Origin of the sequence: Pseudomonas sp. TCU-HL1, from assembly GCF_001708505.1 — a bacterium.
Taxonomy (GTDB): Bacteria; Pseudomonadota; Gammaproteobacteria; order Pseudomonadales; family Pseudomonadaceae; genus Metapseudomonas.
In genome coordinates, this window is record NZ_CP015992.1 from 656,157 (window position 1) to 676,857 (window position 20,701).

Consider the following 20,701-nt stretch of genomic DNA (forward strand, 5'->3'; position numbering starts at 1 on the left):
ATGAGCCTCGATCGGGACGCTCTCAGACAACGCCTGCTGGCCAGTTTCCGCATTGAGGCGGAAGAGCGCCTCGGCGTCCTCGCCGACGACCTGGCCAACTGGCGCGAGGCCACTGCCTCGGTAGATTCCGTCGAGTCGCTGTTCCGAGAGGTGCACAGCCTTAAGGGCGCCGCTCGGGCCGCCGGGGTAACGGCCATCGAGCAGATCTGTCATGCTTGGGAAAGCCTGCTGGCGGCGGTTCGCCACGGCCGCCTGAACCTGACGCCGGAGAGGGTCGAACTCAGTCGTAGAACCCTCAAGGCCGTGCAGCGGCTGCATGTCGGTCAGACCGTGGCATCTCATGACCAGCAGCGCTTGATCGAGTGCCTGGAGGCCGCCGCCGAAGGCGATCTGATTGAGCTGCCGGAGGAGTTACCGCCGGCAGCGGAGTCGCTGCTGGCAGACCTGGCGACGGTGCGGGTATCGGCTCAGCGCCTGGACACACTGCTGTTCCAGAGTGAGGTGCTGCTGCAGCACAAACTGGAGGCCAGGGTCCATGCGCGGAGCCTGCAGGCCCATATGGCCGCCTTCGAGCCGCAGCGCACCAAGCGCCTGCTCAGCGGCGGAGTGCTGCACCAACTGCGCGAAGACCTGGACGAGCTGCCCCCGGGGACGGCGGATGCCCTCAAAGGTGTACTCGACTACTTGGACTGGAGCTTGCTACAGCTGGACCGCCTTCACTTCAATGCCTGCCGCCTGGCAAGGGCCGGAAACCATTTGGCACAGGGCCTGGAACAGCTGTCTGGCAGCCTCAACGACGAATTGCAGCAGGTGCTGCTGCTCTCTGGCAGTGCCCTAGTGGAAGGCTTTCCCACCATGGTCCAGGACCTCGCCAGTGTAGCCGGCAAGCGCGTCGACATGGAGGTGAAGGGCGCGAGTCTGCAGGCGGACAAGCGCATCCTCGACGAGCTGCGCATCGTGCTCACCCACCTGCTGCGCAATGCCATCGATCATGGCCTAGAGAGGCCCGAGGTGCGCAGCCGCATCGGCAAGGAGCCGACGGGCCGCCTAGGGCTGGAGCTGATCCAGGAGTCGGCGGACCGCTTCGAGCTGCGGGTTAGCGACGACGGCGCTGGCCTCGACCTTGAGCGGCTCAAGTCTAGAGCGGTGTCCAGCGGCCTGCTCAGCCCGGATCAGGCCAAGACCCTGACGGATAGGGAGGCCGGCAAGCTGATCTTCACCTCGGGGCTGTCCACCAGCCAGATCGTCACCGACCTCTCCGGGCGCGGCCTGGGCATGGCCATCGTGCAGGAGACGGTGGAACGCCTGGGTGGACGCATCGAGGTGGAATCCCGTGCCAGCAAAGGCACCTGCTTCCACGTGCACCTGCCGCTCAGCCTGTCCACCTTCCGCGCCGTGATAGTGCGCAATGCCGAGCGTGTCTTCGCGGTTCCAGCTCTGGCGGTGGAGCGTTGTCTGCGGCTGCCGCCGGGCGCCATCAAGAACCTGGAGAACCGGCCCACGGTGACGGTGAGCGGCGAAGTGCTGCCGCTCTGGACCCTGGCCGAAGTGCTTGGTCTAGACCACCTGGAGCCTGGCGAGGACGACCTTACCTTGTTGCTGCTGAAGGTGCGTGGCGAACGCTTCGTACTGTTGGTGGAGGAGCTCCTGGGCGACCAGGAGATCATCGTCAAGGGCCTCGGCCGGCAGCTGGTGCGGGTGCGCAACCTGCTGGGCGCCACTGTGCTGGGGGACGGCCAACTAGTGCCCATCCTGCACCCCGCGGACCTCTATCGCAGCGCCCTGGAAACCCAGGGATCGAGCTTCGCCCAAGAGGTCCAGACGCGCCCCGGCATTGCGCCCCAGCGCCTGCTGATAGCCGAGGACTCTTTCACCTCGCGGGGGCTGCTCAAGGCCATTCTCGAGGGCGCCGGCTACCAGGTGACCACCGCCAACAACGGCCTGGAAGCCTGGAATGCGCTGAAGCAGGGGCAGTTCGACCTTCTGGTTTCGGATGTGGAAATGCCCCGGCTCGACGGTTTCACGCTGACCAGCCGGATTCGTGCCGACCGAGCACTGGCCGGCCTGCCGGTGGTGCTGGTGACGGCACTGCATTCGGCCGAGGACCGCGCCCGTGGCCTGGAGTCCGGCGCCAATGCGTACCTGGTGAAGAGTGGCTTCGAGCAGGACAGCTTGCTGGACGCCATCCGCCGGTTGATCTGAAGGGAGCGTCGATCAGGGGATCGGCGCCATTGAGGGTAGGGCCATGCGCGTACTGATAGTTGATGATTCGCCGGTTGCCCGCCTGCTGCTGCGTGCGATTTTCGAGGGCGAGGGATTCTTGGTAAAAGAGGCTGGCACCGGGCAGGAAGCGCTCAAGCTACTGCGGCTGTTCACTCCCGACATCATCACCATGGACGTGCACATGCCTGGCATGGACGGCTATGAGACCACTGAACACATCCTCGAACGCTACCCGGTGCCGGTGGTGTTGCTCACCGCTAGCGCCAACGCTTATGCCTCGGCCACAGCCATGCGCGCATTGGAGGCAGGCGCACTGGTGGTGCTGGATAAGCCTGTTAACCCGGATGCCGAGGATTTCAACGAGCGGGTCAGCGAGATGCTGCGCATTCTGCGCAGCATGGCCCAAGTAAAGATCGTGCGGCGCCCGCGTAAGGCCAATGGTGAGCTGTTTCGCTTGCAGACGCTGACAGAGCTGGTGGCGCAGAACGTGCAGACGCCACCGCAGCTGGTGGCCATCGCCGCTTCGGCGGGCGGCCCCGCGGCGCTCAGGAGCCTGCTGGAACGCCTGCAGCCGCCGCAGCCATGGTCGCTAGTACTAGTGCAGCATATCGCCACCGGCTTTCTGCCAAGCTTTCGAGACTGGCTGTCGACCCTCACGCACCTGCCGGTACTGATCGCCGAGGACGGCCAGACGCTGGCGCCGGGTCGGCTCTACCTCGCACCGGACGGTTATCACCTGGGCTTTACCGCTAACCGTCGGGTGGCCCTGGACAGCGGGCCGCCGGAGGAGCTGGTGCGTCCCTCCGCCAATTACATGTTTCGCTCTGCGGCCCGGTACTTCCGCGACCAGACCGTCGGCATCCAGCTCTCAGGCATGGGCCGCGATGGCGCCGAAGGCCTGGCAGCTTTGCGCCGTAGCGGCGCGCTGACGCTGGTGCAGGAGCCTTCCAGCGCCATGATTGATTCCATGCCCCAGGCAGCCATCGCCCTGGATGCCGCCTGCCAAGTGCTAACGCCTGACGGGATGGCCGCATTGCTCAACCTGATCGCCGAACGCCTAGCTGGCCAAGATGCATAAGGGGAGGGACTCCATGTATGCGGATGCAGACATCCTAGTGGTGGAAGACAGCCCGACGCAGGCTACCGAACTGCAATACATGCTCGAAGCGGTCGGTTGTAAGGTGCGTGTTGCCCGCAATGGTATCGAGGCGCTGGGTATGATCGCCGAACGCCGGCCGACCATCATCATCAGCGATATCGTGATGCCGGAGATGAACGGCTACGAGCTGTGCCAGCAGGTCAAGGGCTCGGCCCAAACCCAGAATATCCCGGTGATCCTGGTAACCTCCCTGGCCGATTCCCGTGACGTGGTGCATGGGCTCGCCTCGGGCGCCGATAACTTCATCGTCAAGCCGTTCGACGAGAAGTATCTAATGTCGCGCATCCGCTACTTCCTGGTTAACCTGGAACTTCGCAGTCACGAACGGGTGCAGATGGGCGTGGAGGTGGTGCTGGAGGGTGAGCGGCATTTCATCACCGCCGGCCGCCAGCAGATCCTCGACCTGCTGATATCCACCTATGAACAGGGTGTGCGCCTGAACCATGAACTGCAGGTTAAGCATGACGAATTGGCCCGCAGCAACTCGCTGCTCAACTGCCTGTTCCATTTCACTAGCGGCCTGACCGATGCCCGCAACGAGCAGCATGTGATAGACGCCGCGCTGCGGCGTGTCCTCGAGTTCCCCGACGCTGGTGGGGCCTGGTTGCTGATGGCCGACTCGTGGGAGCCTGAGAATACGGTGCGCCTGGCCGGTTTTCGTGCGCGCAGCCGGGGCTACGACTTGGAGCTACACGCCAAGTGCGCCCGCGACTGTCCGTGCCGGCATGCCTGGGACAGCGACGGATTTAGCCAGCCCCGTAATATCGAGGGCTGCCCGGCGCTTGCCGTGCTGCCCGGTAAACCGGTGCACGCCAGCATCCCGTTGCTTTTGGGCGGCGAGATCGTCGGCATGCTCAACGTCGTGCAGCGCGACGCCCTAGTCTGGTCCGAGGAAGCCCTCAACGCACTGGCGTCAATCGGCCGACAGTTGGCCATGGCCCTGGGCCGGGTGCGCCTGTTCGAGAGCATGGAACAACTGGTTGAGCAGCGCACCGAGGCGCTGACTCAGAGCGAAGCGCTGTTGCGTAACGTGCTGGACAGTCTGCCGGTGGGGGTGCTGGTGACTGATCAGCAGGGCCGCCTGATCATGAGCAACCCAGAGAGCAGTCTGATTTGGGGAGGAGCGCATACGTGTGGCGAGGAGGGCTATGGCCCGTACCGAGGCTGGTGGGCCGATAGCGGTGAGCCAGTGACCGCCGAGAACTGGTCGGTAATGCGCGCGGTGAAGCAGGGGGAGGTTTCGCGCAACGAGGTCATCGACATCCGGACGTTCAAGGGCGGGCACAAGACCATCCTCAATTCGGCTGTACCCTTCCTCGACAAAAACGAGATGATCCAAGGCGCCATAGTAGTGTTCCAGGACATCACCGAGCAGCGCCGTCGCGACTTGGAGGTGCGAACCCGCACACGGGCGGTGGAGGCCAGCGTCAACGCGATAGTGATTACCGACAACGAGCAGCCTGACCAGCCCATCGTCTACGTCAACCCGGCCTTTGAGCGCATCACCGGATACTCGGCCGAGGAGGTGCTGGGGCGCAATTGCCGCTTCCTCCAGGGCGAGGACCGGGGCCAGCCGAACCTAGACAACATTCGCCGGTTGCTGTCGGCTCAGGAGGAGGGCGGCGCTCTGCTGCGTAATTTCCGCAAGGACGGCTCAGAGTTCTGGAATGACCTCAAGGTGTCCCCGGTGGTGAACGATCGCGGCAAGGTCAGTCACTTCGTCGGCATTCTCCACGACGTCACCGAAGGCAAGCGCTATCAAGAGGAGCTTGAGCACCAGGCCAACCACGACAGCCTCACCGGCCTGCCCAACCGTAACCTGCTCAACGACCGCATTAACCAAGCCATCGCCCTGGCTGCGCGCAACCACAGTAGCTTCACACTGGCCTTTATGGACATCGACCGCTTCAAGGTGGTCAACGACAGCCTTGGCCACAACGCCGGCGACCAGTTGCTGATCCAGGTTGCCAACCGCCTTCAGGAGCGAGTTCGAGAGATCGATACCGTAGCACGCTTGGGGGGGGATGAGTTCATTGTCCTGCTAATGGAGACCGACCAGTTGGGCGAGCAGTTGGCCTGGCTGGAGCGCCTCAAGCGGAGCATCGCGGCGCCGCTAATGCTGGACGAACAGGAGGTGGTAGTTAGCTTGAGCATCGGCTTCTGTTGCTACCCGAGCGACGGGCGTGACGCCGTCACCCTGCTGCGCAACGCCGATACGGCGATGTACCAGGCCAAGCACCAGGGGCGAAACCGAATCTGCGCCTTCATGTCGGAGATGAACGACCAAGTGCAGAAGCGCCTGTCGATGGAGCAGGAAACCCGCCAGGGGTTGCAGAATCAGGAGTTCATGGTGGTCTACCAACCGCAGCTGGACCTACAGAGCGGGCGTCTGTGCGGTTTCGAGGCTCTTGTGCGCTGGAACCGCAGCGGCAAGATGGTCAGCCCAGATGAGTTCATTCCCCTGGCCGAGGAAACTGGTTGGATAGTATCCATCGACTTCTATGTGTTCGAGAGGGTCTGCAAGCAGCTAAACATCTGGCGCAACCTGTTCAATCAGGGACTGAGCGTGGCGGTGAACTTCTCCGCCATCAGCTTTGCCGAGACCGACTTCATCGAGCGCGTGCTGGGCCTGCTGAAAATCAATAGCATCCCGCCACACTGGGTCAAGATTGAGCTGACCGAAAACATTCTGATGACCAATGCCGATGATGCCCTCCGTAAGATGCATAACCTAAGCGCCAAGGGCATCCGCTTTTCTATCGACGATTTCGGCACCGGTTACTCTTCGCTTGGCTATCTGAAGCGCTTCCCCTTCAGCCAGCTGAAGATCGACCGAAGCTTCATCACCGACGTGCTGACTGAACCGGACAGCGCCTCCTTAACGCGCTCGATGATCTCCATCGGGCACAACCTAGGCATCAATGTGATAGCTGAGGGCGTCGAGAATCTTGAACAGCTGGGCTTTCTTCGCGCAGTCGGCTGCGACGAATTACAGGGCTACTATTACTCGCCGCCGCTGCCGCCCCAAGCCTGTCTGCAGTTCCTTCAGGAAGGCTCGATCCTTACGCTGCCGAAGAGCATCGTTGACGATAACGAACACTACCTGCTGATCATTGATGACGAGGTTGGCATTCTCAACGCGCTAAAACGCGCTCTGCGGCTGGAGGGCTACAAGATCCTCACCGCAAGCTCTACCACCGATGCCATTAACCTAATGGCAACTCACCCAGTGGACGTGGTGCTGACCGAACTGCGCCTCGCGGACCTGAACGGTGTGGAGTTCCTGCGGCGGATCAAGGCCATCTTTCCCGATGCGATCCGCATGGTGCTGAGCGGCTACACCGAGGTCAGCAGCATCCTAAAGGCATTGAACGAGGGGGTGATCTACCGCTTCATCACCAAGCCATGGGACGAGGATGACCTGCGACTCCAGCTCCGCGAAGCTTTCCAGCAGCGTGAGCTACACCGGGAGATCAAGCGCATGCGTCAGGCGGTGAGGCAGGCGCAGGGCTGATTGCAGGGTGAAGCTGCAACCCCCAGGGGCTGCTAGGCAGTCTTACTAAAACCGTCTCATGTCTGTAGCCAAGAGGTTTGCTACGAGAACTTCCACGTGTAGGTTGCGGATTCCACGCCATTCGGACACTCAGTCCACGCTGATCCGGACAGGCAGTTGGAGCGCAGCGATGCAGGATTGGCATTGTTAGCTCGAGGTGCCGGGAGGCGTCAATTTCTGCATCTGCTTGCGCAGCGATTCGCCCTTGAGCTGGATCCGATACGCGCTTGGCCTTGAGCGCCGGGAATTAATTGGTGATCTGCCTGGCATAGCGCTTCACCAGGGCGTGAACTCCGAAGCGAGTGATCGGCCGACCACAACGGTTGAGAAAGACGTGCTGCTCCGGGGGGGGGGGGGGGCGTCCTGAAGTCAGTGATGAGAGCTCATCGGCGGTACGCATCCATAACGGGCAAAGCCGTGCATTTCCACCCTTGCCTTGCAGCTTGACGAATGCGTTGCGGGCGCCGCCCGCCACCTGCAGTTGCAAATCCGCCACCTTGAGCTGCGCGGCCCCAGCGGCGCGGGATCCGGTGTTGTACAAGAACAGCAACAGCGCATGGTCACGGATTCCCAGCGCCGTCTGCATATCCGTTGCAGCTAAGAGTGCGTCCATCTCTGGCTTCTCCAGGTAAGGAATCTGAGGGCGGGCAAACTTCCTGATCGGAATCGAGAGAATGCGCCCAGACCATTCCAGGTGTTCCGGGCCGTACTCGCCGACGAAGCGCGCAAACGTGTGCAGCGCTGCCAGACGCTGGTTGATGGTCCTCGCTGTGAGGCCTTTGTTGCTCGCCGCTGACGGGAGGAACTGGGCGATCAGCTCCCGACTGAGATCGTCCACATTGAGCAGGTCAGGTCGTTTTCCCGCTGCGTGCGCAGCATACCGAATGACCTTGGCGAGCGTGTCGCGGTAGCTGAGCTGGGTGCTTCTTGCCATGCATCTCACGGTGACCAGATACTCCACCAGAAATCGCCTGACCCGCGGGGCCAACAAGTTCGATTCACTCATGGTGATCCTCCTGTCCTGTTGAGCAGACGAACAGGACAGGCTGTGAGTGCCCGGTGCGCGGCCTGTTACGGCTGGACCTGTAACGGTTTGGCGGATGGCAACAGCAAGGGGCAGGTGGCGTGGCACTGCGGTCGGGGACCTGTACGACGCCCTTGCCTCGGTGGCTCCTGCGGGGCGGGAGGGTTGAACTGTGCTGTAACAGCCTGCACCATGAGTGGGTGTACATTAAAGGCCACTTGCCATTATTTTGGCTTCATGGCAGGTTCTGTAAGAACCGAGGAGCAGACATTTTCATTTGCGCCAATCATAAGCCGTGGGCGGCTGTCGCTAGGACGGCCTGCGACGGTTTATGTGGGGCCCGCCAGGTCGACGCAAGTTCTGCCTGCCGGGGAAGTCTCCAACAGGGAACGTGCGGGGCTAGAGTGAAATTGAATTCGATACAGGTTATTGCAGTAACCAGCGGAAAGGGCGGCGTCGGCAAGACGCAAGTGTCGATCAACCTGGCGATCGCGCTGGCTAGAAGGGGGCGGAGAGTCGCACTGCTGGACGCTGACTTGAGATTGGCCAACGTTGACATTGCCTTGGGCCTGGACGTCAAGTCCTGCTCCGCTGACGTGCTTGCCGGGAGGTGTAGCCTTGCCGAGATAGTCCGGAGGGGGCCGGCAGCCATTCATGTTGCGCCGTCAGCGTCTGGCCTGGCGCCTGCCACGACCGCCGAAATTGCAGGTCTTATTCACGCCTTCAGTGAAATTGCCGATGACCTGGACATGCTGGTCATCGACACGGCTAGCGGCATTGACGAGTCAGTAGTCAGCTTTGCCTGTGCTGCCCAGGAAGTCCTGGTCGTCGTTTGCGATGAGCCCACGTCGGTCGCCAACGCATTCGCGCTCATCAAGCTTCTCCACTTCAAGCACGGTTTATGTCGTTTTCACATACTTGCGAACATGACCCGTACGCCGGAAGAAGGGCCCTACCTGTACAAGAAAATGCTCAAGATGACCGAGCGATCCCTGGATGTCGCCCTGCATTACCTGGGCGCCGTACCTTTTGACGACCAGTTGCAGGCGGCGATTCGCCGGCAGCGCGCCGTTATCGAAGAGTTCCCCCGATCCAGATGTGCGCTCGCATTCAAGACCATCGCCAACAGGGTCAATGGCTGGCCCCTGCCAGCGACTCCGAAGGGCAGCCTAGAGTTCTTTCTCGAGCGTTTGCTTTGAGTTGAGTAGCCCTGAGGTTCATTTGAACGTGGAAAACGGACTCTGCTAAATTCGGCGTGTAGTGAACAGGGGGCAGGTCAGGCGGAATGCTCAATCGCGGGGCGCTCTATTTCCGTGGGCCGTGCAGGTGGCGGGCTATACTCTGCCGGCTACTGCAGGCCAGTGGCCATGCGTTGTTGTGCTCCAGGTGGTGGCCAAGGGTAGTCAGCCGAAAGCGATCATGGATCGCGAATGCAAGCAAGGAAGTCCATGCAGATGAGCGATACCAGGGAGGCAGCAGACAAGGCGTGGTATCTGGTTCAGTGCAAGGTACGCCAGGAAAGCCGCGCTGAGGAAAACCTTCTGCTCCAGAGTTATGTCTGCTATCACCCAAAGCTCACGCGAGAGCGAGTGCTGCGCGGGCAAAGAAAAATCGTCGAAGAATCCCTTTTCCCAGGTTATCTGTTCATCCAGCTCAGCCAGCAGGACAGCTGGGCGCCGATCCGCTCCACGCGTGGGGTGAGTCGTATCGTCAGCTTTGGCGGCAAGCCAATCGCACTAGGCGATGACCTGATAGAACGGCTGCGGCTGCATGAGCACGCATCGGGACCCCGGGAGCATATTGTCGTGGGTGAAAAGGTGCTCATCAGCGACGGCCCTTTCGTCGACCTGGAAGCGATTTTCCTGGAAATGAACGGAAACGACCGCGTAGTGCTGTTGCTGAACTTTCTACAGCGGGAACACAAGATCCTCATGCCCCTGACGGGGGTGCGCAAACTTTAGCCTGTGGTTGAAAAAAGCGCGCCGCGTTTCCGCACCATAGCGCGTCCAAATCATTCATCTGGGGGGTCGACCAATAAGAATGAATCTGTATACTCGCCCACGATTTGATCTAGGGCGTTGGTCGGCCCTGCAGGCATATGCCAAGCCAAGCCTCGAGCTGGCGCATGAAGCGTGCACGACGAGTGAACAGAAAGCCCGGCATGTGTCTGTAGTGTCGTTGTATCCGAAGGGTTGAATACAAGTCCGGGGTATTGCCGTTACCTAATTCAGTCCTCTTGCCGATTTCGCAGCACGCTTTCCGTGCTAAGGGATTGCGCTTGCAGAAAACCAGTCAGGAACCACCGGTCTCAGGAAGCGACGTAAAATCCTGGGGCGGTAGCGTTCCAGAACCTGGATTGCGGCGACTCGGCAGCAGGACGCTTGCGCTGACACTCATCTGGCGAATGCCGGTGTCAGTGGCAAGGCAGGAAGCCGGCTTGCAGAAAAAGAACGTTGAATCGTCATCTGTCAAAACCTTCCCCTCGATACTCAGGCGGAGCCGATGCCTCCACGCCGGTCCCAGGGATTTCGTGCGCTGGAATTCAGCTCCGATCACGCGCCCCGAGTCCACACGAGAGGCGCAATGACTTGCCCGTCGTAGTAGAGCAGTGTTGTCATACCCCCTAGAGCCGCCCGCTACTCACCGCAGAAGAGGGACAGGATTCCATGCAACAGCTAACGAGGACGTTCGAAATGCGCAAAACCCTTTCCAGCCTCACCCTGGCGCTGGCCCTGGCTTCCGGCCAGGCGTTCGCTGACCAGGCTACCCTGGCCTCCCTGCAGGCCGCAGGTGTCGCCCTGACCGAAGCCCAGGCCCAGGCTGTGGCTGCCGCAGAAGGCGAAGCCCTCGCTGAAGCCATCGCCAGTGTCGTTGCCGCCAACCCCGAAGCCGCAGCCAGCATCGTAGCCGCAGCGGTCGCTGCCGCTCCGGCCCAGGCTGCCGCCATTACCGCAGCTGCCGTTGCTGCCGCACCGGCTCAGGCCGCTGCCATCACCACCGCGGCGGTCAAGGCTGCCCCGGCCCAGGCTGCCGCCATCACCGCCGCAGCTGTCAAGGCAGCTCCGGCCCAGGCAACTTCCATTGCTTCCGCAGCTGAAAGCGCCGCACCCGAACAGGCTGCTGCGATCCAGTCTGCCGCCAGCAACGCCGCGAGCGACAACTCGTCCGCGGTTGCCAGCAACAGCGGCAGCAACAGCGGCGCAACCTCCTCCAGCGTGCCGAGCGGCAGCGGTGGCGGTGGCGGCAGCAGCACTGCCAGCCCGAACTGATCGCCCAACACTCAACCGATACACCATCGATGCCTGCGCAACCATGCGCGGGCATCGCTTTGCCCTTTACCCCGGCAAGACCACAGGTAAGGAACACTGGGTTTTCTATGATCACTAAATTCAACACCAGCGCGCTGGCCGCCGCTGTTTCGGCCGCACTGTGCGCCAATGCATGGGCGGTCGACCCGCAAAGCGTTAAGCTGGCCGATGGCCTGAACTTCACGCCCACCCTCGAAGTGAGCGAACGGTACGACGACAACTTCCGCGCGGTGGAAGAGAACGAGGAGTCCTCCTGGATCACTCGCATCAGTCCGACCTTCATCCTTGGCGCCGAAGGCCGCAAGAGCGCCTATGCGCTGACCTACAGGGCTGACAGTGACATCTTTCATTCCAGCCACTCGGACGACAACACGGACCACCATCTGACTGCGGATGCCGGGTTCGAGTTCGATGCGCGCAACCGGGCGAAGCTGAATGCCGGCTACCACAAGGTCGAAGAGACCGCGTCCGTTGACCAGAACGTCGAGAACGACAAGTACACCACCAGCAATGTCGGTGGCGTGTACACCTACGGCGCCAAGACCGCCCGGACCCAGATCGACTTCGGTGCCAATTACGAGGAGCTGCGCTACCAGAACGGCCAGCACCTCAACGCGGACAAGGAGCGTGACACCACCGCGCTCAGCAGCACCTTGTACTACGCGGTGGCGCCCAAGACCCGTGCCCTGGTCGAAGCCCGTCACACCGAATACGACTACGTTTCCAACGATCGCCTGAACAGCAACAACATTGCCCTGCTCGGTGGTTTGACCTGGGACGCGACCGCCAAGACCAGCGGTACCGTCAAGATCGGTGGCGAGAAGAAGCGCTTCGACGACTCCAGCATCGACGACCAGAGCGGTTCGATGTGGGAAGTGGGCACCACCTGGAAGCCGCGCACCTACTCCACCTTCGACCTGAAAACCCGCCGCGCGCTGGACGAAGGTGATAATGGCGCCTCCGCCATCCAGTCCCAGAGCACCACCCTGAGCTGGAAGCACGAGTGGCTCGAGCGCCTGAGCTCCGAAGTCAGCTACACCCACTCCGACCAGGAGTACCAGGACATCGATCGTGACGACAAGATCGACACCTTCGGCCTTGGCCTGACCTACGAAATGCGCCGCTGGCTGGATGTGGGCCTCGGCTACAAGTACTCCGAGAACGACTCCAGCGCCGTTGGCGAAAGCTACGAACGCAACATCTACTCGGTCAGCTTCACCGCCAGCCTGTAAGCCTGCGTTCGTCGAAATACCGGGGGGTATTCGCCCCCCTTTGTTCCCCTGAGATCTTCAAGAGCTACCGAGCCATATGGTCATTCGCCTTTTCTTCAGCCTGATCCTTGGCATGCTGCTGATCACCAGCAGCGTCGTACACGCCGAAGGCAACTCCCAGTACAAACTGGCGTCGGGTGATGTCATCCGCATCAACGTCTTCGGCGAAGAGGATCTCAGCTTCAAAAAGATCCGCCTGACCGATGCCGGGACCTTCTCCTATCCTTTTGTTGGCGAAGTTCAGGCCAAGGGCAAGACCGCCGCTGAGATCGAGCAGATCATTGTCGACAAGCTGAAGGGCGATTACCTGGTGGACCCTCGCGTTTCGGTGAGCGTGCTGCAGTACCGCGAGTTCTTCATCAGCGGCGAGGTGAAAACGCCGGGCGGCTATCCCTTCCAGCCGGGCCTGACCCTGCGTCGCGCCGTGGCACTGGCCGGTGGTTTGACCGAACGGGCATCGGACAAGCGGATCACCATCATCCGCGACCACGACACCAGCCGCACGCCAGAACCGGCCAACCTCGACACACTGGTCATGCCCGGCGACACCATCACCATCGACCAAGGCTTCTTCTGATCCAGCAGCAAGCCGTCCTCCCGGCGCACCAGGATCCGGGCCGCGCGATGCGGCCGGCGCCCGGCGGTGCTCCAGCGCCCCAACTTGTTCAGAGTTCTCCAAAGCATGGAAAGTAATACCCCTATCATCGAGCGCAACCTGATCGCCCAGCGCCAGGATGAGGACGACGACGAAATCGACCTGCTCAAGCTGTGGCAGACCCTCTGGCTGCGCAAATGGAGCATCCTCACCCTGGTCGCCGTGGTCACCATGGCCGCCATCCTCGCAGTGCTGGCCATCACGCCGATCTACCGTGCCGCCGCCACCCTGATGATCGAGGAGAAGACCGCCAAGGTCGTTTCCATCGAACAGGTCTATGGCCTGGAAGGCGCCGGCAGCGAATACCTGCAGACCCAGTTCGAACTGCTCAAGTCGCGCGCCCTCGCCGAACGCGTGGTACGCCAACTGAACCTGACCACGCACCCCGAGTTCGACCCACGGCAACAGCCCGAGCCGCTGATCGACATCGGCGGCCTGCTGGCACACCTGGACTTCAACAAGGTCGTCCCCGTGACTCTGCCCGGCGACCTGGAAGACGAACAGGACCCGACCGAAGCGCAGATCTTTGATTCCGTGACCAAGGCCTTCATGGAACGCATCAGCGTCGAGCCCCAGGGCAAGAGCCAGCTGGTCAAGGTGCAGGTGGACATGGCCGATGCGCGCATGGCCGCCCTGGCCGCCAACGCCCTGGCCAATGGTTTCATCGAGGGCCAGTTGGAGGCCACCATGGAAATGTCCATGACTGCCACCAACTGGATGAACAGCCGCCTGGGCGACCTGCGCACCAAGCTGAAGGAGGCGGAAGACCGCCTGCAAGCCTTCCGTGAAGCGGAAAACCTGGTGGACGTGGACGGTGTGGCCACCATCAGCGCCGCCGAACTCAATCTGACCGGCGACCGCATGATCGATGCGCGCCGCCAGCGCGCCGAAGCGGAAAGCCAGTATCGCCAGGTCCAGGCCATGCGCAGTGGCGGCTGGGAACGCCTGGCCAGCATCCCGGCCGTGCTGGGGCACCCGCTGATCCAGCAGTTCAAGGCCGAGGAAGCCAAGGCCAAGGCCAAGGTCGAAGAGCTGTCGCGCCGCTACGGTGCGCGCCATCCGGCCATGGAGGCCGCCCGCTCCGAGCTGAGCGCCGCCTCCGCCAGCCTGCGCGGCCAGGTCGAGCAGGTGGTCGCCGGTATCGAGCGCAACTACCAGTTGGCCGCCGCCAACGAAAATTCCCTGCAGGCCTCGTTCAACGCCAACAAGTCGCAGATCCAGGACATTTCGCGCAAGGAATTCAAGCTGCGTGAGCTGCAACGGGAAGTGGATGCCAACCGCGCCCTCTACGACACCTTCATGACCCGCCTGAAGGAAACCGCCGCCACTTCCGACCTGGAAAGCGCCAATGCCCGCGTGGTGGACAAGGCCGCGGTACCGACTGAGCCGATCAAGCCGAAGAAGGCGCTGATCGTCGCGATTGCCGCCCTGCTCGCCCTGTTCGTCGGCGTCGGCCTGACCCTGCTGCTGGATGCCCTGAACAACACCTTCAAGAGCACCGAGCAGGTGGAAGCGCGCCTGAACATCCCGGTACTCGGCATCCTGCCGCTGCTGAAGAACCAGGAGCGCAGCCAACTGGCCCATATGTTCAGCGCCGACAAGGACAAGAGCTTCTCCGAGTCGATCCGCACCATCCGGACTGGCGTGGTGCTGTCCGGCATCGACGACCCGCACAAGGTCATGGTCATCACCTCCTCCATTCCCGGGGAAGGCAAGAGCACCGTCTCCGCCAACCTGGCGTTCGCTCTGGGGCAGATGGAGCGCGTGCTGCTGATCGATGCCGACCTGCGCCGCCCAACCCTGGCCAAGAACTTCGACTTCCCGGTGGGGACCCCTGGCCTGGCCAACCTGATCGCCAGCACCGCCAAGCTGGATGAATGCATCAAGCATGTGGACGGCATCGACATGATGAGTGCCGGCAGCGTGCCGCCGAACCCGCTGGAGCTGCTGTCGTCGCCGCGCTTCGCCAAGGCCATCGAACTGCTCAAGAGCAAGTACGACCGCATCGTCATCGACTCGCCGCCGACCCAGGCGGTCAGCGACGCCATCGTTCTGTCCACCTTCGCCAACTCGCTGATCTACGTGGTCAAGTCGGCCTCCACCGCCATTCCGCTGGTGGAGAAAGGCGTTGGCCAACTGCTGCAGAGCAACGCGCCGGTCAACGGCATCGTCCTCAACCAGGTGGATATCAAAAAGGCCAAGAAGTACGGCTACAGCTACGGCGGTTACTATGACTACTACGGCTACAGCGACGCCAAGCAAGCCTGACCCCGTTGCTTTTCTCCCCCTCTCCCTTTGAGAGAGGGGCCGGGGGAGAGGGCAGCTACCAGCCGGCTCGGTGCCGGGCCGATTCGCGAATGAATTCGCTCCCACAAGAAGCAGGTCTGCAACCTGAAATCCACGTTCGTAGAACGTGGACTTGCTTTCGGCCCCCTATAAGGGGGCAGCTCGGAGCAGGCGGCCAAATCGTAGCCCGGATGAAATCCGGGAGCGGACGGTAGGAACTTCCCCGGATTTCATCCGGGCTACGGACTCCCAACACCGAAACACGCATTCCGTAGGAGCGAGCTCTGCTCGCGAACAGCCCGAGCACGATCTTTCGCGAGCAGAGCTCGCTCCTACAGAAAGTCTGACTTCATCCTTCTAGTCGGAGCATTTCCATCGTCACAGGCAGAGCAGATGACTCATGACCACGTCCTCAGGACGTGGTTTCCCAAGTTCAAATGAATTCGCCCCTACAAAAAAAGGGGTGAGGGAAGCCGGCCCGTACACGGACCTCAACCCGCAATAAGACACGTATACGGATGCAACCCGGAAGGTCACCAGCCAATCCCCGGATTTCATCCGGGCTACCGAACGGCCCCCCCTGCTCAAGCAGGACGCCATCCACAAAACCAGACAACAGATTCTCCACGCCGCCATGATCGACCTGCACAATCACCTGCTACCCGGCATCGACGACGGGGCCCCCGACCTCGAAACGTCGCTGGCCCTGGCACGCATGGCCGTGCAGGACGGCATCACCCACCTGGTGTGCACGCCGCATATCCACCCCGGCCGGTACGACAACACCCCGACCAGCATCCAGGCGGCGCGGGAGCACCTGGTCAATGCCCTCCAGGCGCAGTCCATCCCGTTGCGGGTGGCAGCGGCAGCGGAAGTGCGCTTCGGCATGGAGCTGATGGTCGGTATCAGCCAGGGCAGTATTCCCTTCCTGGGGGAATGGCAGGGCAAGAAGGTCCTGCTGCTTGAGTTGCCCCATGGTGAAATACCGTTCGGCGCCGAGCGCCTGGTCAGTTGGCTGCTGCAGCGGAACATCATCCCGATGATCGCCCACCCCGAGCGCAATAAGGGCTTCATGCGCGCCCCCGCCAGGCTCAAGCCCTTCATCGAGCAGGGCTGCCTGCTGCAAGTCACCGCCGCCTCCGTATCCGGCCGCTTCGGCCTCGCGGCCGAAGAACTGGCCCATGCCCTGCTGCTGCAAGGCGTGGTCACCATCCTCGCCAGCGACGCCCACAACCTGCAACACCGCCCACCCCTGCTCAGCGAAGGCATGCAGCATGCTGCCCGTCTGGTCGGTGAGGCCAAAGCCGAAGCCCTGGTCAAACAGACCCCCTGGGAAATCGCCCAGTCTCATTTCGCATGAACGCCAGCCTATCCCTCGACCGGCCAAACCGCCGGAAACGCCGCAGTTCGCACAGCGATCTGCAAAACGTGAGCGCCGTCACACAAAAAGTGTCAGCTCTGCTGGTGTTACTGCTGGCCCTTGCGCTGCTGTTTGCTGGCGCCCGCATGGCCCTGGCCGGAATCGCCAGCTACCAGGCCGAAGCCTTTCTAGCAGTGTGGGAAAAGGCCGCTAACCAGCCCGATGCCCGCGCTTGGCAAATCGCCCACAACGCGGCGCAACGGGCCATCAGCCTGTACCCGGTGGCCAATGGCGATTACCTCGACCGCCTCGGGCGCATCCACAGTTGGCAGCAGTTCCGCCAGCCCTATGCCGACCCGTCTGCGGAAAGCTCGCGGCGTGCCGCCCTAGACGCGTACCGGGCTGCGGTAGATGCCCGCCCGACCTGGCCCTATACCTGGGCGCGCCAGGCTCACACCAAGCTCTACCTGCAAGAGTTCGACGGCGAGTTTGACTTGGCCCTGGCCCGGGCCTTCCAGCTTGGCCCCTGGCGAAACGGGATCAACCGTGAGCTGGCGGAAATCGGCTTAAGCGCCTGGCCGCACTTGGACCAGAGCCAGCGCCTGGCCACCCTCGAGTCCGTACGGCGCAGCGTTGCCAATGGTCCGGCCGAGGCCCAGCACCTGTACAAGATCGCCCAGCACACCGGCCTGACCCAGGTGCTCTGCGACAGCCTGGAGCCGGCCTTGAGATCGGCCCGAAAGCTCTGCCTGATCCCGCAGTGAGTCATGTGCCTAACGATCGTCCTGTAGGAGCGAGCTTGCTCGCGCATCACCCGCTCGCATGCTTAACACCGTTCCATCGCACCAAGCACAGTTTCACGGATTCGCAGGGTGGGCCGGGCGGCGCTCCGCTTCAGCCCTACGCCAAGCTTGTAGACCAAAGCGGGGCTTCGCCCAGCCCAGCGCCAGCCACCGTTTTACGAGACACACCAGGTACTCGCTCGTGCCAAAGACCAACACTGCAGCCCCCGACGCTCGCAACGCCGCACATCGATCGACTAGCCTGCTCGGCAAAAGCAAGTCGACCGTGTGCAGTCAGGGCTCACGCAGCAATCATCCACGGACGGAGATCAATTTGATAAGCAAACGCGAGGCGAGCATTCCCGGCGGCCGGGGCCTGACCTTCTGGGGGCAATGGCTGGCAGCCATGGCCCTGCTCCTTCTCCTGCTCTGCGCCCTGACCCTGCTGAAGACCGGCGAGATCGCGAGCCAATACCGTGTGCTGGGAGGCTTTGCGCTGTTCGCGTCGGTACCGGTCTATTCATTGATGCGGGTTTACCACAAGCAACACGGCTACCTCGTCGGTCTCGGCCGTTTGCTCGGCGGCTGGCTCGTGTTGCTGTCCCTGCTCACCGTTGCGACTTTCGTCACCAAGACCAGCCATCTCTTCTCCCGCGAAGTCATCCTGACCTGGGGTGTGCTCGGCTTCGCCCTGCAGTCCGGTCTTTATGTGCCGCTGCACCATGTCTCCCGGCGCTACCACCGGCAGCTGCAATCCGCTCGCACCTCGCTGATCGTCGGTACCGGGGAACTGGCCCTGGATCTGGCGGACAAGCTGGTCCGGCACAGGAATGAGCCGCTGGTGGGCCTGGTGGCGGGGAACGACCAAGTGCACCCGGACAACCTCCTGTACCCGGTCATCGGCAACCTTGCGCACCTGCGCGACCTGATCGCCCACCACCACATCCGCCGCCTCTATATCGCCTTGCCGCTGACCGAGGCCGAACAGATCGAGGGCCTGTACATCGACCTACTCGACGCCAGCGTCGACGTGGTGTGGATCCCCGACCTGCAGAGCCTGATGCTGCTCAACCACTCGGTTTCGGACATCGATGGGCTGCCGGCCATCCACCTCAATGAAAGCCCCCTTACCAGTTACCCCACTGCCGCACTGACCAAGGCCGCACTGGACCGCACTATTGCCCTGCTGGCCATCCTGGCCCTGAGCCCCATGCTGCTGGCCACCGCCATCGCCGTGAAGCTGTCCTCCCCCGGCCCGGTCCTGTTCAAACAGAAGCGCCATGGCTGGAACGGCAGGGTCATCAAGGTGTGGAAATTCCGCTCCATGCGTGTGCACGCCGACGCCCAGGTCAAGCAGGCCAGCCGCGAAGACCCGCGCATCACCCGCGTCGGCCGCTTTATCCGCCGTACCTCCATCGACGAACTGCCGCAACTGTTCAACGTGCTGCAGGGGCGCATGTCCCTGGTAGGCCCACGCCCCCATGCCGTTGCCCACAACGACTACTACACCGGTAAAATCGACGCCTACATGGCCCGCCATCGCATCAAGCCCGGCATCACCGGCCTTGCGCAAATCAACGGTTGCCGGGGCGAAACGGAGACCCTGGACAAGATGGAAAAACGCGTGGAACTGGACCTGGCCTACATCAACAACTGGTCCATCTGGCTGGACCTGAAGATCCTGATTAAGACACCCTTTACGCTACTTTCTAAAGACATCTACTGAGCATTCAAGCAACCATCAGGCGTGTGAACTGAGAACAAAACACAATGAGCATTATCAAGAATAGCTTTTGGAATATCTTAGGATTCAGTATTCCAATCATAGTGGCTATTCCAGCAATGGGGTATTTGGCAAGAGCTCTTGGGGTTGAGAAGTTTGGAATATTTACCATCTTCTTTGCAATCGTAGGTTATGCCAGTATTTTTGACCTAGGCATTTCCCGCGCCGTTATCAGAGCAGTAGCAATAAACCTACACTCCAAGACACGAATCACGGGGATAATTGGAACAGCCACAACATTCATTTCTTTACTAAGTCTTCTCGCAACAGCTACCATTTACTTTTCTGCAGAATGGTTAGCAACAATATTATCCATATCAACAAACATAAAAAAAGAAACCACAGAGTCATTGAAGTGGCTAAGCTTCGCCATCCCTCCTCTACTTTTGAGTACAGTATGGTTCTCATACCTCGAAGGTAGACAAGACTTTTACAAGCTAAACAAATTAAAAGTCATAAGCGGGCTGTCAATTTCACTATGCCCCTTACTGGCCGTTCTGCATAGTGAAACCTTAGTATCTGCAGCGATTGGAATGCTTGCTGGACGAATAATTTCAATGGTAATTTCCTACCAATACAGCCTACCTGAACTCAACAAATCAGATCTAATCTCCATAAACACCAAGGAACTACACGAATTAATCACTTTTGGTGGCTGGGTAACAATTAGCAATATCATAAGCCCAATAATGGTTTACTTTGACAGACTGTTTATTGCCAACCTGACAGGAGCTAAAAGCGTTGCGTTTTATGCTGCCCCTGCAGAAGCAATTGCAAAACTATCACTAATACCAAGCTCTATAGCTAGGGTTCTTTTTCCAAAACTTAGCGCGCAAGACAAAAATGCAGAACATGACGCCAGCTTAGGGCTTTTGCTGTTGATTTCAGCATCCATAGCAATGGCATGTTTGGTTGGTTTTTTTTCTGAACAATTCATGCTTCTGTGGTTGGGCGAGGATTATCTAGGTGAACCCGTAACGATATTGAAAATATTACTAGTTGGTTTCGTGTTCAACTCTATTGCTCAAATGCCTTTTGCGAAAATCCAAGCGTATGGTCGATCCAAAACCACAGCTCTCATTCATGCCTTCGAAGTTGCCCCTTACCTAGCGCTCCTATATTATATGACAACAAATTTCTCACTAATTGGAGCAGCAAGCGCATGGACTATCAGAGCAATAATAGACTGCATAGTCCTAGAGTGGTTCTCGCGCGAAACCACTAGAAGTCTCGCCAAAAACACATGCACGCAACAAACCAAATAAAAGCCTAACCTGGAATTTTTACACATCCTACA

General features: G+C 60.7%; 14 protein-coding genes. 13 read left to right on the forward strand and 1 reads right to left on the reverse strand.

The window, feature by feature from the left end:
- Genes THL1_RS02970 through THL1_RS02980 form a run of 3 tightly spaced genes read left to right on the forward strand, consistent with a single transcriptional unit; the run spans position 1 to position 6,896 of the window.
- Positions 1 to 2,202, forward strand: a complete 2,202-nt coding sequence (locus THL1_RS02970) for a hybrid sensor histidine kinase/response regulator (protein WP_069081883.1) — start codon at positions 1 to 3, stop codon at positions 2,200 to 2,202.
- 43 nt (positions 2,203 to 2,245) lie between these two features.
- On the forward strand, positions 2,246 to 3,301 hold the full coding sequence (locus THL1_RS02975; RefSeq protein ID WP_069081884.1) for a chemotaxis protein CheB: 1,056 nt from the start codon (positions 2,246 to 2,248) through the stop codon (positions 3,299 to 3,301).
- Between the two features lie 13 nt (positions 3,302 to 3,314).
- A complete protein-coding gene (locus THL1_RS02980; RefSeq protein WP_069081885.1) occupies positions 3,315 to 6,896 on the forward strand; it encodes an EAL domain-containing protein in 3,582 nt (1,193 codons plus the stop codon).
- Between the two features lie 286 nt (positions 6,897 to 7,182).
- On the opposite strand, the gene THL1_RS02985 is transcribed toward THL1_RS02980, so the two are convergent.
- On the reverse strand, positions 7,183 to 7,941 hold the full coding sequence (locus THL1_RS02985) for a tyrosine-type recombinase/integrase (RefSeq protein ID WP_069081886.1): 759 nt from the start codon (positions 7,939 to 7,941) through the stop codon (positions 7,183 to 7,185).
- A 422-nt stretch (positions 7,942 to 8,363) separates the two neighbouring features.
- Here THL1_RS02985 and THL1_RS02990 point away from each other — a divergent pair, with 422 nt between their 5' ends.
- From THL1_RS02990 to THL1_RS28705, 10 genes are all read left to right on the forward strand, one after another.
- Positions 8,364 to 9,158 carry a MinD/ParA family protein gene (locus tag THL1_RS02990; RefSeq protein ID WP_069081887.1) on the forward strand — a complete coding sequence of 265 codons (795 nt, stop codon included), beginning with the start codon at positions 8,364 to 8,366 and terminating at the stop codon, positions 9,156 to 9,158.
- 255 nt (positions 9,159 to 9,413) lie between these two features.
- Positions 9,414 to 9,920 carry a transcription/translation regulatory transformer protein RfaH gene (rfaH, locus tag THL1_RS02995; RefSeq protein WP_069086394.1) on the forward strand — a complete coding sequence of 169 codons (507 nt, stop codon included), beginning with the start codon at positions 9,414 to 9,416 and terminating at the stop codon, positions 9,918 to 9,920.
- A 732-nt stretch (positions 9,921 to 10,652) separates the two neighbouring features.
- Complete coding sequence (locus THL1_RS03000; protein WP_069081888.1) at positions 10,653 to 11,228, forward strand: hypothetical protein; 576 nt, start codon at positions 10,653 to 10,655, stop codon at positions 11,226 to 11,228.
- 107 nt (positions 11,229 to 11,335) lie between these two features.
- On the forward strand, positions 11,336 to 12,499 hold the full coding sequence (locus THL1_RS03005) for an outer membrane beta-barrel protein (protein ID WP_069081889.1): 1,164 nt from the start codon (positions 11,336 to 11,338) through the stop codon (positions 12,497 to 12,499).
- A gap of 76 nt (positions 12,500 to 12,575) precedes the next feature.
- Positions 12,576 to 13,115: a polysaccharide biosynthesis/export family protein gene (locus THL1_RS03010; RefSeq protein ID WP_083245804.1), complete on the forward strand. Its 540-nt coding sequence runs from the start codon at positions 12,576 to 12,578 to the stop codon at positions 13,113 to 13,115.
- A 105-nt stretch (positions 13,116 to 13,220) separates the two neighbouring features.
- Positions 13,221 to 15,461, forward strand: coding sequence for a GumC family protein (locus tag THL1_RS03015; protein ID WP_069081890.1), 2,241 nt, complete (start codon positions 13,221 to 13,223; stop codon positions 15,459 to 15,461).
- Positions 15,462 to 16,113: 652 nt separating this feature from the next.
- Positions 16,114 to 16,839 carry a tyrosine-protein phosphatase gene (locus tag THL1_RS03020; RefSeq protein ID WP_069081891.1) on the forward strand — a complete coding sequence of 242 codons (726 nt, stop codon included), beginning with the start codon at positions 16,114 to 16,116 and terminating at the stop codon, positions 16,837 to 16,839.
- Positions 16,840 to 16,907: 68 nt separating this feature from the next.
- Entirely contained in the window at positions 16,908 to 17,603 is a 696-nt protein-coding gene (locus tag THL1_RS03025; protein WP_145928250.1) for a hypothetical protein, read from the forward strand.
- 352 nt (positions 17,604 to 17,955) lie between these two features.
- Positions 17,956 to 19,347 (forward strand): undecaprenyl-phosphate glucose phosphotransferase, encoded by a 1,392-nt coding sequence (locus THL1_RS03030; protein ID WP_069081893.1) that lies wholly within the window; start codon positions 17,956 to 17,958, stop codon positions 19,345 to 19,347.
- A 44-nt stretch (positions 19,348 to 19,391) separates the two neighbouring features.
- Complete coding sequence (locus tag THL1_RS28705; protein ID WP_083245806.1) at positions 19,392 to 20,669, forward strand: flippase; 1,278 nt, start codon at positions 19,392 to 19,394, stop codon at positions 20,667 to 20,669.
- Positions 20,670 to 20,701: the final 32 nt, after the last annotated feature.

What these genes read in the sequence shown, in the direction of transcription:
- THL1_RS02970 (WP_069081883.1), top strand. Translation starts at nt 1, where the DNA reads ATGAGCCTCGATCGGGACGCTCTCAGACAACGCCTGCTGGCCAGTTTC.
- THL1_RS02975 (WP_069081884.1), top strand. Translation starts at nt 2,246, where the DNA reads ATGCGCGTACTGATAGTTGATGATTCGCCGGTTGCCCGCCTGCTGCTG.
- THL1_RS02980 (WP_069081885.1), top strand. Translation starts at nt 3,315, where the DNA reads ATGTATGCGGATGCAGACATCCTAGTGGTGGAAGACAGCCCGACGCAG.
- THL1_RS02985 (WP_069081886.1), bottom strand. Translation starts at nt 7,941, where the DNA reads ATGAGTGAATCGAACTTGTTGGCCCCGCGGGTCAGGCGATTTCTGGTG.
- rfaH (WP_069086394.1), top strand. Translation starts at nt 9,414, where the DNA reads ATGAGCGATACCAGGGAGGCAGCAGACAAGGCGTGGTATCTGGTTCAG.
- THL1_RS03000 (WP_069081888.1), top strand. Translation starts at nt 10,653, where the DNA reads ATGCGCAAAACCCTTTCCAGCCTCACCCTGGCGCTGGCCCTGGCTTCC.
- THL1_RS03005 (WP_069081889.1), top strand. Translation starts at nt 11,336, where the DNA reads ATGATCACTAAATTCAACACCAGCGCGCTGGCCGCCGCTGTTTCGGCC.
- THL1_RS03010 (WP_083245804.1), top strand. Translation starts at nt 12,576, where the DNA reads ATGGTCATTCGCCTTTTCTTCAGCCTGATCCTTGGCATGCTGCTGATC.
- THL1_RS03015 (WP_069081890.1), top strand. Translation starts at nt 13,221, where the DNA reads ATGGAAAGTAATACCCCTATCATCGAGCGCAACCTGATCGCCCAGCGC.
- THL1_RS03020 (WP_069081891.1), top strand. Translation starts at nt 16,114, where the DNA reads ATGATCGACCTGCACAATCACCTGCTACCCGGCATCGACGACGGGGCC.
- THL1_RS28705 (WP_083245806.1), top strand. Translation starts at nt 19,392, where the DNA reads ATGAGCATTATCAAGAATAGCTTTTGGAATATCTTAGGATTCAGTATT.